The organism is Staphylococcus parequorum, from assembly GCF_039237145.1.
Lineage (GTDB): Bacteria > Bacillota > Bacilli > Staphylococcales > Staphylococcaceae > Staphylococcus > Staphylococcus equorum_A.
Genome location: NZ_CP150682.1, coordinates 1,457,649 through 1,471,499, shown reverse-complemented (window position 1 = coordinate 1,471,499; position 13,851 = coordinate 1,457,649). Strand labels below are relative to the sequence as shown.

Here is a 13,851-nt window from a genome sequence, read left to right as displayed (position 1 = left end):
TGTTATTTATATTGTAATTCTTCAATTTTAGAATCATCTAATTGAGTTGTAGCTTGTGTTAATAATGCTCTTGCAGCTTCGTAATCTCTTATATCAAACACTGCATTTGTACTATGGATATATCGTGCACAAACTCCAATTACTGCGGTTGGGATACCGATTTTTGCTTTGTGGATTTCTCCACCATCAGTACCACCAGGTGAAATATAATATTGATGCTTAATTTTAAATTGGTCAGCTAAATCTAATAGGTAATCTCTAAAAATTGGTTTAAGTAGCATCGTACCATCTTTAATTCTAATTAATGTGCCAGCACCTAATTCTCCAGATAAATTCTGTTTACCTTTCATATCATTAGCTGGTGAACAGTCTACTACAAAAGCCACATCAGGGTCTATCAATTCAGCAGACGCTTTAGCTCCTCTTAAACCAACTTCTTCTTGGACATTAGCACCTACATATAAGTCATAGCCAAGCTCTACATCTTTTAATAATTCCAATAATTCAATGCTAAGCAGACAACCATAACGATTGTCCCAAGCCTTACTTGAGAAACGATGCTCTGATAATTGTGTGAACGGTGTTTCTGGAACAATTGAATCACCAATTTCAATGCCACGTTTTCTTACCTCTTTTGGATTTTCACAGCCAATATCTAAAAGTAAATCTTCTATTTTAGGTGCACCTTCATTACCTGTCCTAAAATGTTTAGGTATATTCGCCACCACGCCGATGATTTCTTCATTTTTACGCGATTTTACTTTAAGTCGTTGACCTTGCCAAATATCTGTAGCAACGCCACCCAAATTTGTAAATTGTATCATACCGTTTTCTGTAATATTTGTAATCATAAAGCCAATTTCATCCATGTGAGCAGCCACCATTACACGCTTTGGATTCTTTACTTTCGAACGTTTAACACCGTAAATGCCACCCATGCGATTATAAACAAACTCATCTACAAATGGTTCTAATTCTGATTTAAGGTATGCTTTTACATCATCTTCAAAACCAGGTGCCCCATGTAATTCTGTTAATGTTTTCATTCTAGCTAATGTTTTATTATTGTCTATATTCAATGTCCCTCACTCCTTACTATTTATTATATCATCTTCATTATGGTAAACTATAAATATGACTTTATTGGAGGTAGATTGTGTTATGTTAAATAAAAAGAATTGGCTTATCATCTTATTTATTTCACTAACAACAATTGTCGGAGCGACTTATTTTTATAAACGTCAAAAAGATCTACAATATCACGATCCAGATAAAATTATTACTGAAGTAAGAACATACTTTATGAATGTTGTAGGATCTTATATATTGAATGAACCGATTACGTATAAAAAATCCGATGATAATTTTATTGTTTTTCAAGGTGGTATTACCACACAAAACAATAAAACATTAACATATTATGACTTTTTTGCAGATGCAAAAAGTGGAGAAGTTATAGATATTATTGAATGTGAATCATAAAAGGTTAAAGTTTTGAACATGTAATGTATCAATCGCTCAAAGCACTGATAAACATTACAAGACAAGAGATAAAGGTTTACACTGTATAGACACAAGGACCACACCCATCCGTTTCTAAAACAGTGATTATCCATATCTCTTCGTTCATAACTTTAACCTTTTTAATTTCTCGAAATATAAGTTTCTATTTCATTCAATTTATTCTTATCAAATTTCACAGCAAAGTAATTAGCATCATGATAGTATAAGAACCAATAATCTTGCATAATATAGTTTGGAATTAAACGTTCTTTCTCTCTTATGGATTGCATAGGATAGTCATCATATGCTGTTACCCACAATGGATTTCTATGAGCCAGTGTCGGGAAGATGTCTCCCATGTGCACTGCTTTTTCTCCTTCACTTTCTATTGTTACTACTGAATGTCCGTAACTATGTCCCCCAGTATGACGAATTTGAATGCCAGGATATATTTCTATCTCTTTCTCAAAAAGCATTAATTTATTTTTAAAATCTCCATTATTTTTCTGCCAGTAAGTCGATTTACTACGTATATTTGGACTTTGGAACTCATGCCATTCGTCTTGTTGAATGACATGGATTGCATTACTGAAAATAGCGTGCCCATCGTTATCCGTTAGCCCAGCTGCATGGTCAAAATGAAGATGAGTCATTAATACATAATCAATATCCTCTAGTGTTAGATTTAACGCTTTTAAATCATTTTCCATATCACTCTCATAATGGACACCAAATATTTTACGTTCTTTATCAGTTAATTTTCCCGCACCAACACCAGTATCAACAACAATATTTTTGTCCTCAGTTTGGATAAGTATCGGATGCGTCGGTAATGGGATTTGATTTTTTTCGTTTACTTCATATCTCTTTGTCCATAATGCTTTAGGTACAACGCCAAACATTGCGCCCCCATCAATATGAGTAATACCCCCATTTAAATAATGTACTTTATAATTACCTAATTTCATCATTTAATTCCTCCTCACCTTTCATTTAACAACGTCAATTACTTACTATAGTAATACAATACATTTACTACGTAAAATAAAGGCAATGATTTGAAATTTAAAATATCCCCAATTCTAATTCTTCATTACTTTTTATTAGATAGTGAGTTATTTTTAATACATTGATTTCTTAATAAACATCCGTTACAACTATCACTGTCATATAGTTTGAAATCTCTTCTAAAACCATATTTATCATTTCTATAATCATACTTTATAAAAGGTAATCTACAATTATTCGGACAAATAAGTTCATCGTTAATCTCGTTGTATGGCCAGTTTTGTGTATTAAACTTGTCATTTTTATATTTCTTTTTTTGTTCTTTGATAAACATTCCATATGTAACTAAAGGTGTTTTACCAAAATCATCTAGAATAGATAAATAATTTGGTTCACTTCCATTGCCTGCAGCAACGATATATACAGGAATGTCACCATGATAATTTTTAATGTGCTCTAAATAAGGTTTAATTGTACCGATTTTTTAAAGCGCTGACGCCTAGTAGAATAGTATGAGTCTGTAAAACAAATAATATCTCAACTCTATTGCTATATTGGCAGTAGATGACTGAAGTGAAAACGCGCATAATATGAAGCTTGTTTCACTTCTAGTCATCTTTGCCAGGGTGGGACGACGAAATCTTATTAGAAAAATTAGATTTCTGTCCCACTCCCATACCCGAGGCAAACATGCGTTTTCAAAATCGGAATATTTTAAATAGAAAAGCAGCAATCCATTAGAAACTGAACTGCACCCAGTCAAGTAGACAAGTAAATAATTAAATTTTAGGTTGATCTCGTATTAAGCGAGATCAGCCATTTTTAATGTGATGCGCTCATTATTAAAAAAATGAATATAATCATCTATAATAATTTTAGCTCTTTCTATATTCTCAAATAAATAATGTTTATTTCCTCTATAAATCTCACTTTTAATAATCCCCCAAACACTTTCCATTGGTCCATTATCTATACATCTACTAACACGCGACATACTTTGAATTACGCCAAAGCGATTTAATTTATCTCTAAATCGCCTAGATGTGTATTGGTACCCTCGTTCACTATGCAAAAGAATACCTTCGGTAGAGTCCATATTACATACTGCTTTATCAAAAGTGTTAAATACGAGTTGATTATTATTTGAAGCACTTGTTTCATAACTAACTATTTTATTTGTACCTAAATCATAAATAGCACTTAAATATACTTTGTTTCCGAGCTTTAAGTCGAAACTCAGTTACATCAGTTAACCATTTAACGTTAGGTTTATCTTCTTGAAATTCACGATTCAATATATTTTCAGCTGTGATTTGAGGCGTTGAACGTTTATATGGTGTTCTCTTACGACGTATGACAGCAGTTAGCCTCAGTTTTTTCATTAATCGATAAATACGCTTCTGATTCACTTTTTTACCTAATTTAATTCGAATATAAATGTAAATACGTCTGTAACCATAAATGCCTTTATATTTATCATATATTTCTTGTATGTCTTCCATTAAAGATTCGTTTTCTACATCTCTTTGTGTAGGTACGCGATGAATCCATTTATAATAACTGGATCTTGAAATTCCAAGCGTTTGGCATAGTTGTTGAACAGGATATTCTTCTTTTAGCGTTTGGATCGTTTCGTATGCCGTGATTTGTTTGATTTTTGATTCATCATCTCTCTTTCTATTTCTTGATATTTTTTTAAAACTTTATTTTCCATTTCTAAAATTTTATTACGTTCTTTTAATGCTTTAATTTCAGCTTCATTAACTTCTTCAGAAGTTAATATTGATTGAGGTTTACCTTTACCTCGACCATCGATTAGACCGTCAGTCGCCATGCTCTTTATATTTTTGTATCCATTGGTACACTTGACCGTAAGTAACATTAAATCTTTGGGCTATTTCTTTGTAACTTAATTCATTATCCAGATAAAATTTAACGATATTTAATTTTTCTTCATAAGTCGTTTTTTTCGCTTTCATTATATACACCTCAGATATTGAAGAATAATTTTGGTTCTCTTTATCCTCAGTATAACGTTTTGTCCAATTAATTATAGTCTTATGTGATGGCACGTTGTATTTAATCGCTAAATCTCGATAAGATAACTCACTATGAAAATATTCATCAACAACGTTCATTTTAAATTCTTTTGAATAACTATTGTTATTTGATTTTGGAATCAACGATTCCATACCTTTATCTAAATATTGATAGTATTTATCTCTTAATATACCTGTATGAATATCTAGGTTTAATTCATCTACAATATTCGCAAAACTCATGCCTTCTTCATATTTGTCAAAGGCAATAAGAAGTGAATTTAAATCTACTTTAAGTTTTTGAGACACAAAAAAACTCCCTTCAAAGTTTTTACTTTTTAAGTGTCTACTTTGAAGGGAGCATATCAAAACTAATAGATTGCTGCTTTTAATTTGAAAATCATTATAAATTTTTATGGAATTTTGCTTCCATTCGATAAATTCTTGAACCTCTGTCAGAAAACTTTCTTTCATACTCAGTTTCTATATTATCTTCGTCATCTTCTTGATGAAGATTTAAATTGAGTTTAGTAAAATACATGCCGAATTGAGACATACTCTCTAAACTATAAGCAAAAAGACCTCTGTTGTCAGTTTTAAAGTGAAGTTCTCCGTCTTCTTTCAAAACTTGCTTATACAGTGCTAAAAACGTATGATACGTCAATCTGCGTTTAGTATGTCGTTTTTTAGGCCATGGATCTGAAAAATTCAAATATATGCGATCAATTTCGCCATCTTTGAAATATTCATTGAGCTCCAGTGCATCGTTACAAATCAATTTAATGTTAGTAAGACCAAGTTCTTTAACTTTATCTACAATATTAACCACTACACTTTTTTCTCGTTCCAAAGAAATAAAATTTATGTCAGGGTTTTGTCCGGCAAGTGTTGTAATAAACTGTCCCATTCCTGATCCTATTTCAATGTATATCTCTTGGTCTTTATCAAACCAGTCACTTATATGCCCTGCATGACTACCATCCATATCCACTAGTTCAGGATGTGATTTCAAATAATCTTCTGCCCAAGGCTTGTAACGCATTCTCATTCTGATAACTCCTTATATAAAAGCATTGTTATTCATTACTTCATTTAAGAATTTGAGCCACATATTCATATCTTTGTAGCGCTTTTGTTCTTCATACCATTGGACCATACCTATAGACTGAATAACTGTATACCATTTCATACGTTTTTGTAAGTCCATTGAGTCTTTAGTTCCATAAACATCTAACCAGTGAGGCCATTTTTTTTCAGGAACGTAATTGTATAGCAGCATGCCTAAATCAATTGCAGGATCAGCAATCATCGCGCCTTCCCAATCAACTAAGTAAAGCTCATCACGATCTGATAATAGCCAATTATTGTGGTTAACATCGCCGTGTACAACGGTAAAGAAACGTGGATCTAAATTAGGCATATGGTCTTCTAAATACGTTAATGCTTTTCTTACTACATGATGCGTTAAAACTTCTCTAGATAATGAAGCGTTAATTTTATTTAACAAAATATCTGGTGTGATCGGCTCCATTTCCATTCGTTTTAACATATTCAATAGTGTTCTAGAACTATGAATTTTTTTCAATAAATTAGCTACTCTTTGTTCATGCATTTCATTGAAAGTAAGTTCTCTACCATTTTTCCAATGTTGCGCCGTTACAACTTCTCCAGTTTCGATTCGTTTCGTCCAAACTAGTTTTGGCACAATACCTTCAGCAGATAAGGCTGCGATAAAGGGGTTTGAATTTCTTTTTAAAAATAATTTCTGCCCATCCTGTTCAGCCATATAAGCTTCACCAGATGCACCACCTGCTGAATCAAGCGTCCATCCTAATTGATAAAACTGCTCCAACACGTTCACCTCACTTTCAACTAGAAAATGGCTCCTGAAAAGAATTTTCGAGAGCCATATATAATAATTTTTTAATTCAAAATTATAAACTCCAACCAAAATTGTGCAGCCTCAAGTTTTATGACTGACACATTGTCCCATCATGGTTCAAGTTCTTTTTAATTTATTAATACTCATACTGTCTGAGCTAATTTACAATAACTTTTACATCATATCATAAATTAGCTCTTAACAGAGTATTAATTTAATATTTCTCTATCTTTTTTTGTGAAATTTTTTACTTCCAAATTTCACGACTTATAAAAGATTTTATAATCTTTAATACTTTATTTCAACTATAAATGAGAAATTAAAATTCACATTTTGATTCCATACCTTTATGGAATTCTATTAAACGGCTCAGTAAGAATTATAACATAATTTGACCTTAATATATGTTACATTTTCTATCCATTTATTGAAATTATTAACTATGCGTGTCAATATATCTATTAAATCCTTCTTGTAGCGATTTAGTGATTGGTCCTACTTTTCCATCACCTACAGCTTCACCATTTAATTTAACAACTGGCATCACTTCAATTGATGTACTTGAAACCAAAACTTCATCCGCATTTTTTAAAAATTCTAAAGTAAATGTTTCTTCTTTAAACGAAATACCTTTTTCTTCAGCAATTTCTTTTATTACCATACGCGTAATACCATTCAAAATATAGTTATTGATTGGGTGCGTATAAATCACGCCATCTTTAATTGCGTAAACATTGCTTGAAGATCCTTCTGTAACAGTTTCACCACGGTGTTGGATTGCTTCTTGTGCATTATATTTAACAGCATATTCTTTTGCTAATACATTGCCTAATAAATTCAAGCTTTTTATATCACATCTTAACCAGCGGATATCTTCAGTCGTTACGGCGTTTATGCCTTCTTCTAATAATTTGTATGGACGGTCATAAGATTTTGTAAAAGCTGTGATATTCGCTTTTACTGATGGCGTAGGAAAGGCATGATCACGCGGCGCAGTACCACGCGTCACTTGAATATATACGCCGCCATTAACAATACCATTAGCAGCTATCAGTTCTCGTACAAGTTCTATAAGGCCATCAACTGTATAGTTTAATTCTAAGCCAATTTCTTTAGCGCTTCTTAATAATCTTTCAAAATGCGCATTGGCAGTAAAAGGATGATTGTCATAAACTCTTATATATTCATAAATACCATCACCAAATACATATCCTCTATCGTTATAAGCTACATTCGCATCTTTTTCCTCTAGTAATCTTTCATTTATTAATACTTTTGTCATATTTATTCCTCCACACACAAAGTATATAGTGATTCTAAGTAGATACTCGTCGCATCAAACAATTGCTTTTTACTGATATATTCATTTTTTTGGTGCATTAAATCTTCAGAATCACTGAACATTGCGCCAAAGGCAACACCTTTGTCTAAATTACGTGCGTATGTGCCACCACCAATTGTGTATGGTTCTGTTTCGTCACCTGTTTGATTTCTATAGGCTTGTACTAACGTTTGAACGAAGGGATCATCTTTTTCTACATAATGCGGTGTTTGGTTTTTACCTAATTCAATTGAAAATCCAAGTGGTTGAACTTCACTCTTGAAGCGCGTCATTGCTTCTTCAAATTCAAATCCTTGTGGATATCTTAAATTAACACCAAATGTTCCACCTTCAACATTGTCATAAGACATGACACCTATATTCGTCGTTAAATCACCCATAACATCTGTGTGAAATTTCATACCCATTTTTTCTCCAAAATGAGAATTAAATAAATATTTTTCACTGAAATTCACGAAATTAGCTGCTGTTTTGTCTAAATCTAGACTAGATAAGAAATTCAACAAGTACAAACCAGCATTAACACCTATAGAAGGATCCATACCGTGTACGGCTTTTCCTTGAACTTTTAATACAAGTACGCCACTATCAACGATGCTTTCCCCTTCAATATTGTTCTCGTGAACAAATTGTTCGAAGTTTTGAATGACATCAGTCATGTTTTCTTTTACAGATACATTCGCCACAGCTTCATCAGGTACCATATTATATCTTTGTCCTGAATTGAATGAAATTAATTCATATTCTGGCTCGTCTTGGTCTTCTGCTTTTTCGTTTTGAATCACATCAAAAGTAGTAATACCCTTTTCGCCGTGAATTGCAGGGAATTCTGCATCTGGTGCAAATCCTAAAGCAGGCATTTCTTCAGTTTCAAAATAACGCTCAGTACATTGCCAATCAGATTCTTCGTCAGTGCCTATTATAATATGTATACGTTTTTTCCAATTTACATTCATATCATTTAATATTTTAACTGCATAGTACGCTGCAATTGTTGGTCCCTTATCATCAAGCGTACCTCTTGCAATAATTTTATCGTCTGTCACAACTGGATCAAATGGGTCAGAATCCCAACCTTCTCCAGCAGGTACGACATCAACATGGCATAATATACCAAAAACATCTTCTCCAGCACCCGCTTCAATTCGACCAGCAATATGGTCTACATCATGTGTGCCAAATCCGTCGCGTTCAGCTATTTTGTACATGTAATCTAAGGCTTTTCGTGGACCAGGTCCAACTGGATATTCGGTCGATGCTTTATTATCTTCCCTAACACTCTCAATAGATAATAAACCTTTCAAATCTTCAATGATTAGATCTTCATATTCTTTCACTTTGTCTTTCCACATTTGTGATCCACTTCCTTCTCCAAACTTATATATTTAATATTTTACATGATGTGTGGCAGAAACTACAGTGAGATGTCATTATTTTTTAAAAATTCCAACTGTTTCGCTAACAGATAAAACAGTTCAACCTATATATATTAATATATTTCAAAATCTGTATTAATATAAAAAAGAAGGTGAGATAAAATACATATCTCAGCCTCAATGATTAATTTCGCAGTGATTGACTAAATTGAAAAAGCGCTTCAGCGCTTGTATTCCATTTTCTAGTCTACTTTGTCGGGCTGGGTTCATACGACGAAATCTTGTTAAAAATATAGATTTCTGTCCCACACGCATAAAAAAACCTAGTTCATTAAAGTGAACTAGGTCGCCAAATAGTAATTTACTATTTATTATCACGTTTATTACTATTATTTTTTAATTCTTCTTCAGTTACGACACGTAGATTATTAGAAGGATCTCCGCCTTCATCATCGAATCTAGCTTCTTCAATCTCTACGTCTTCTTTTTTAACACTATTTTTGAAATTATTTTTCTGATCTTTAAGGTAACCTTTAGGGTCTTGTTTTACTTTTGAAGCATAACCTTTAGGATCTTGTTTTACTTCGCTATAAGTTTCGCCTGCTTTTGAACTAATTTGACTAGCGATATCTTTCGCGTTTTGCTTATATGATTCTGGATTAGATTTGTATTTGCCATACTCATCTTTCAATCTATCTCTATTTTCTTTTTTAGAAAGAACAACTGCAGCCGCTGCTCCACCGATTCCTAATACTGCTTTAAATAAATTTGACATAAAAACACCTCTTCATTATTTTAATCCTAATTGTTTAAAATCTTGTTGAGTTAAATGACGAAATTCTCCTGGCGCTAATGCTGAATCTAGCTTTAAGTCGCCAATGCTAATACGTTTCAAAGCTAAAACTTCATTATCTATAGCATGAAACATACGCTTAACCTGATGATACCTTCCTTCGTATATTGTGACAAATGATTTGTTCTTTTCATCACCTTCAACTAATTGAGCAGGTTTCGCCAATCCCTCATTTAATTCAATACCCGTTTTAAAGGATTCTATATCATTTTTTGTAATAGTTTTTTCAGAAATCACTTCATATGTCTTAGAAACATGCTTTGTTGGACTCATCAATTGGTGGTTAAACTGCCCATCATTCGTGATGAGCAATAACCCTTCAGTATCTTTATCCAAACGACCAACTGGAAATAGTTCTAAATATCTAAATTCATCTACTAAGTCTATAACAGTCTGTTGATTATTGTCTTCAGTAGCTGATAAATACCCTTTTGGTTTATTTAACATCAAATAGATTTTATCTATATACTGAATTTGCGTTTCATTGACGCTTACAATATCCGTTTCTGGATTAATTTGAATTTTTGGTGACTTCTCTTTTTTATCATTCACGGTAACATTGCCTTTTTTTAATAACTGTTTCACTTCTGTACGTGTTCCTACGCCCATATTAGCTAAGAATTTATCTATTCTCATTCTGCAATACCTAACTTACGTCTAATTTTCTGTGGAATATCACCTAAAAACTGATCTGCAAGCCTTGTCTTCATTGTCATGCTAGCATAAACTAACATACCTACAATTACACTAACAATAATTATAATCAGCGATCCAAATTTAGATTGTGTTGAAATAAATAATTGTAAGATAAAGAATGTTAACTCAACTGATATCATCATAATTAAGCTATATAAGAATATTTTACCAAAATGTAACCATGTTTCTGAAAAATCAAATTTAGCGTGTTTTTTAAGTATATACAGATTACATGATACTGCAAATAACAATGCAATTGCCGTACTTAATATCGCACCAGCAGAATGGAACGCTAAAATTAATGGCGTATTTAATACTACTTTTATTACAACTGCTGCTAATATAACAAATACTGTTAATTTTTGTTTATCAATACCTTGTAACATAGATGCTGTTACACTCAGTAAACCAATTAGAATCGCTACTGGCGCATAGTAGAATAGCATTTGGCTACCATCAACATTATAACTATAAAAGACTGTATATAATGGTAACGCTAATGCCATAATACCTAAACTTGCAGGCACTGTGATGAACATTAAAACACCTAACGACGTACGCATTTGTCTGTGCATCTCATGCAATTCACCTTTTGCATAAGTTTTCGTAATAAATGGAATTAAACTTACTGCAAAACCTGCTGATAATGCTGTTGGAATCATCACAATTTTGTTTGTCGTCATATTTAAAATTGTAAAGAAATAGTCATGCATATGACTTGGAACGCCAGCTAAACCGAGTGCACTGTTATGTGTAAATTGATCGACTAAATTAAATAATGGGAAATTTAAACTCACAATGACGAACGGGATACTGTAAGAAATAATTTCCTTATACATTTTACCGTATGATACATCGATACCCGTTGTATCCGTTGCAACCATTTTTTCAATATTAGGCTTTCTTTTTCTCCAGTAATACCATAGCGTGAAAATCCCTGCAATTGCTCCTACAGCCGCTGCAAATGTAGCAATACCATTAGCTGCAAGTACACTACCGTTAAATACATTAAGCACTAAATAACTACCAACTAAAATAAATAGTATACGTGCGATTTGTTCGATAACTTCTGACACTGCCGTCGGTCCCATAGATTTGTAACCTTGGAACACACCACGCCATGTAGCAAGTAGCGGGATAAAAATAACTACCATACTAATAATTCTAATAATCCATGTAATTTCATCTACTGACCATCCGCCATTTGCACCTGCTTTATTTGCTAAAGTAATAGATGCAATTGTTGGAGCTAATAAATATAAGATGAAAAAACCTATAAATCCTGTTACAGTCATAACAAGAAAGCTTGATTTGTACAGTTTCTCACTTACCCTATACGCGCCCATTGCATTATATTTAGATACATATTTAGACGCTGCTAATGGGACGCCCGCAGTTGCAATAGCAATCGCTATATTATACGGGGTGTATGCATAGTTGAAAGGCGCCAAATTTTCCTCTCCACCAATAATCGAGTAGAATGGAATAATATATATAACACCTAAAACCTTAGTAATCAAAATACTAAGCGTAATTAAAAAGGTGCCCCTCACTAATTCTTTACTTTCACTCATTCAGATCTTCCTATCTCAAATTAATTTTTACACTCATAACTTTAATAATAACGTTATAACTACTTTTTTTCAAAAGTATATTACTATAAAATAACACTATATAGCTAAGGGAGGCAATAAAATGTATCAAACAATTATAATCGGTGGTGGGCCAAGTGGACTCATGGCTGCCGCTGCAGCAAGTCAAAATAGTGAAAATGTTTTATTAATTGAAAAGAAAAAAGGATTGGGTCGCAAGCTGAAAATTTCTGGTGGTGGCCGCTGTAATGTTACTAACCGCCTTCCTTATGATGAAATTATTAAAAACATACCGGGTAATGGAAAGTTTTTATATAGCCCTTTCTCTGTATTTGATAATGAATCCATCATTCAATTTTTCGAATCCAGAGGTGTAGGTTTAAAAGAAGAAGATCATGGTCGTATGTTTCCAGTATCTAATAAAGCACAAGACGTGGTAGATGCACTCATTCATACGTTACAACAAAATAATGTCGACGTTAAAGAAGAATCAACTGTTCAATCTATTGAATATACGCCCCAACAAACGTTTGAAGTTATGCTAAATAATCAACAACAATTTGAATGTAAGAGTCTTATTATTGCGACTGGTGGTACTAGTGTACCCAAAACTGGTTCTACTGGAGATGGTTATAAATTCGCTAAACATTTAGGGCATACAATTACAGAATTATTTCCAACCGAAGTCCCTATAACATCTTCTGAACCATTTATTAAGAACAAACGTTTAAAAGGATTAAGTTTAAAAGATGTTGCACTATCCGTATTAAAAAAGAATGGCAAACAACGTATCACACATCAAATGGATATGATATTCACACATTTTGGTATAAGTGGACCTGCCGCACTGAGATGTAGTCAATTTGTATATAAAGAGCAAAAAAGTCAAAAACAAAAAGAGATTCAGATGCAACTTGATGTTTTTCCAAATCTGAGTGTCGCTCAATTAGAAGCACAAATTAGAAATATATTAAAAGATACACCTGACAAATATATTAAAAATAGTTTGCACGGGTTAATCGAAGAACGTTATTTATTATTCATTATTGAACAAGCACAAATTAGTGATGACTTAACTGCTCACCATATTTCAAATGCACAAATTAATAAATTAGTTGAATTATTTAAAGGATTTACTTTTACTGTCAATGGAACGTTGCCCATCGATAAAGCTTTTGTAACTGGTGGTGGTGTGTCATTAAAAGAAATACACCCTAAATCTATGATGTCAAAACACGTACCAGGGTTATTTTTATGCGGTGAAGTATTAGATATACATGGTTACACAGGTGGATATAATATCACAAGCGCTTTAGTCACTGGTAATGTAGCCGGTTCAAACGCGGGTGAATTTCATCTTTAATGCTGAAATATAAGCTTCACAAATCAAAAAAAACAAACAAAATGCGCTTATAGCATTTTGTTTGTTTTTTTTGATTTGTATTTTTCTTTGAAGTAATCTTTGTCTTCGACAAGTTCATAGCTAAAGACTATAAGATGATGTTGCGCTTATGGAATACCTGCACAAAAAAATGCCAACAAAGTCAGAGACTTTGTCGA

General features: G+C 32.7%; 11 protein-coding genes and 2 pseudogenes. 2 read left to right on the top strand and 11 right to left on the bottom strand.

Annotated elements, in window-relative coordinates:
- Positions 1–2: 2 nt before the first annotated feature.
- The gene (locus AAA453_RS07170; protein ID WP_427707052.1) at positions 3–1,046 is read right to left on the bottom strand and encodes a M42 family metallopeptidase; all 1,044 of its coding nucleotides are present in this window, start codon (positions 1,044–1,046) and stop codon (positions 3–5) included.
- Positions 1,047–1,161: 115 nt separating this feature from the next.
- On the opposite strand from AAA453_RS07170, the gene AAA453_RS07165 reads away from it, so the two are divergent.
- The gene (locus tag AAA453_RS07165; RefSeq protein ID WP_046465591.1) at positions 1,162–1,482 is read left to right on the top strand and encodes a hypothetical protein; all 321 of its coding nucleotides are present in this window, start codon (positions 1,162–1,164) and stop codon (positions 1,480–1,482) included.
- 161 nt (positions 1,483–1,643) lie between these two features.
- Here the strand turns inward: AAA453_RS07165 and AAA453_RS07160 are convergent, their stop codons facing one another.
- The 10 genes and pseudogenes from AAA453_RS07160 to AAA453_RS07115 all read right to left on the bottom strand — a co-directional run bounded on the left by AAA453_RS07160 (position 1,644) and on the right by AAA453_RS07115 (position 12,273).
- Positions 1,644–2,471, bottom strand: coding sequence for a YtnP family quorum-quenching lactonase (locus AAA453_RS07160; protein ID WP_427707050.1), 828 nt, complete (start codon positions 2,469–2,471; stop codon positions 1,644–1,646).
- A 117-nt stretch (positions 2,472–2,588) separates the two neighbouring features.
- Positions 2,589–2,986 (bottom strand): annotated as a pseudogene (locus AAA453_RS07155) (transposase); the annotation flags it as partial.
- A gap of 327 nt (positions 2,987–3,313) precedes the next feature.
- A pseudogene (locus AAA453_RS07150) lies at positions 3,314–4,916 on the bottom strand (IS3 family transposase).
- A gap of 37 nt (positions 4,917–4,953) precedes the next feature.
- Positions 4,954–5,598, bottom strand: coding sequence for a tRNA (guanosine(46)-N7)-methyltransferase TrmB (trmB, locus tag AAA453_RS07145; protein ID WP_046465594.1), 645 nt, complete (start codon positions 5,596–5,598; stop codon positions 4,954–4,956).
- 12 nt (positions 5,599–5,610) lie between these two features.
- Positions 5,611–6,402, bottom strand: coding sequence for a phosphotransferase family protein (locus AAA453_RS07140; RefSeq protein WP_046465595.1), 792 nt, complete (start codon positions 6,400–6,402; stop codon positions 5,611–5,613).
- 466 nt (positions 6,403–6,868) lie between these two features.
- Positions 6,869–7,714 carry a D-amino-acid transaminase gene (gene dat / locus AAA453_RS07135; RefSeq protein ID WP_069818273.1) on the bottom strand — a complete coding sequence of 282 codons (846 nt, stop codon included), beginning with the start codon at positions 7,712–7,714 and terminating at the stop codon, positions 6,869–6,871.
- Positions 7,715–7,716: 2 nt separating this feature from the next.
- Positions 7,717–9,126, bottom strand: coding sequence for a dipeptidase PepV (gene pepV, locus AAA453_RS07130; protein ID WP_046465597.1), 1,410 nt, complete (start codon positions 9,124–9,126; stop codon positions 7,717–7,719).
- A 388-nt stretch (positions 9,127–9,514) separates the two neighbouring features.
- Entirely contained in the window at positions 9,515–9,925 is a 411-nt protein-coding gene (locus tag AAA453_RS07125; protein ID WP_046465598.1) for a YtxH domain-containing protein, read from the bottom strand.
- 15 nt (positions 9,926–9,940) lie between these two features.
- Positions 9,941–10,639 (bottom strand): pseudouridine synthase, encoded by a 699-nt coding sequence (locus tag AAA453_RS07120; protein ID WP_046465599.1) that lies wholly within the window; start codon positions 10,637–10,639, stop codon positions 9,941–9,943.
- Entirely contained in the window at positions 10,636–12,273 is a 1,638-nt protein-coding gene (locus AAA453_RS07115) for a putative polysaccharide biosynthesis protein (RefSeq protein ID WP_069818276.1), read from the bottom strand. The genes AAA453_RS07120 and AAA453_RS07115 overlap by 4 nt, the downstream gene beginning before the upstream one ends.
- A gap of 121 nt (positions 12,274–12,394) precedes the next feature.
- Here AAA453_RS07115 and AAA453_RS07110 point away from each other — a divergent pair, with 121 nt between their 5' ends.
- Positions 12,395–13,654 (top strand): NAD(P)/FAD-dependent oxidoreductase, encoded by a 1,260-nt coding sequence (locus tag AAA453_RS07110; RefSeq protein WP_427704223.1) that lies wholly within the window; start codon positions 12,395–12,397, stop codon positions 13,652–13,654.
- Positions 13,655–13,851 lie beyond the last annotated feature (197 nt).

Bases quoted from the DNA above. Each gene is read 5' to 3' on its own strand.
- AAA453_RS07170 (WP_427707052.1), bottom strand. From the start codon at position 1,046: ATGAAAACATTAACAGAATTACATGGGGCACCTGGTTTTGAAGATGAT.
- AAA453_RS07165 (WP_046465591.1), top strand. From the start codon at position 1,162: ATGTTAAATAAAAAGAATTGGCTTATCATCTTATTTATTTCACTAACA.
- AAA453_RS07160 (WP_427707050.1), bottom strand. From the start codon at position 2,471: ATGAAATTAGGTAATTATAAAGTACATTATTTAAATGGGGGTATTACT.
- trmB (WP_046465594.1), bottom strand. From the start codon at position 5,598: ATGAGAATGCGTTACAAGCCTTGGGCAGAAGATTATTTGAAATCACAT.
- dat (WP_069818273.1), bottom strand. From the start codon at position 7,714: ATGACAAAAGTATTAATAAATGAAAGATTACTAGAGGAAAAAGATGCG.
- pepV (WP_046465597.1), bottom strand. From the start codon at position 9,126: ATGTGGAAAGACAAAGTGAAAGAATATGAAGATCTAATCATTGAAGAT.
- AAA453_RS07125 (WP_046465598.1), bottom strand. From the start codon at position 9,925: ATGTCAAATTTATTTAAAGCAGTATTAGGAATCGGTGGAGCAGCGGCT.
- AAA453_RS07120 (WP_046465599.1), bottom strand. From the start codon at position 10,639: ATGAGAATAGATAAATTCTTAGCTAATATGGGCGTAGGAACACGTACA.
- AAA453_RS07115 (WP_069818276.1), bottom strand. From the start codon at position 12,273: ATGAGTGAAAGTAAAGAATTAGTGAGGGGCACCTTTTTAATTACGCTT.
- AAA453_RS07110 (WP_427704223.1), top strand. From the start codon at position 12,395: ATGTATCAAACAATTATAATCGGTGGTGGGCCAAGTGGACTCATGGCT.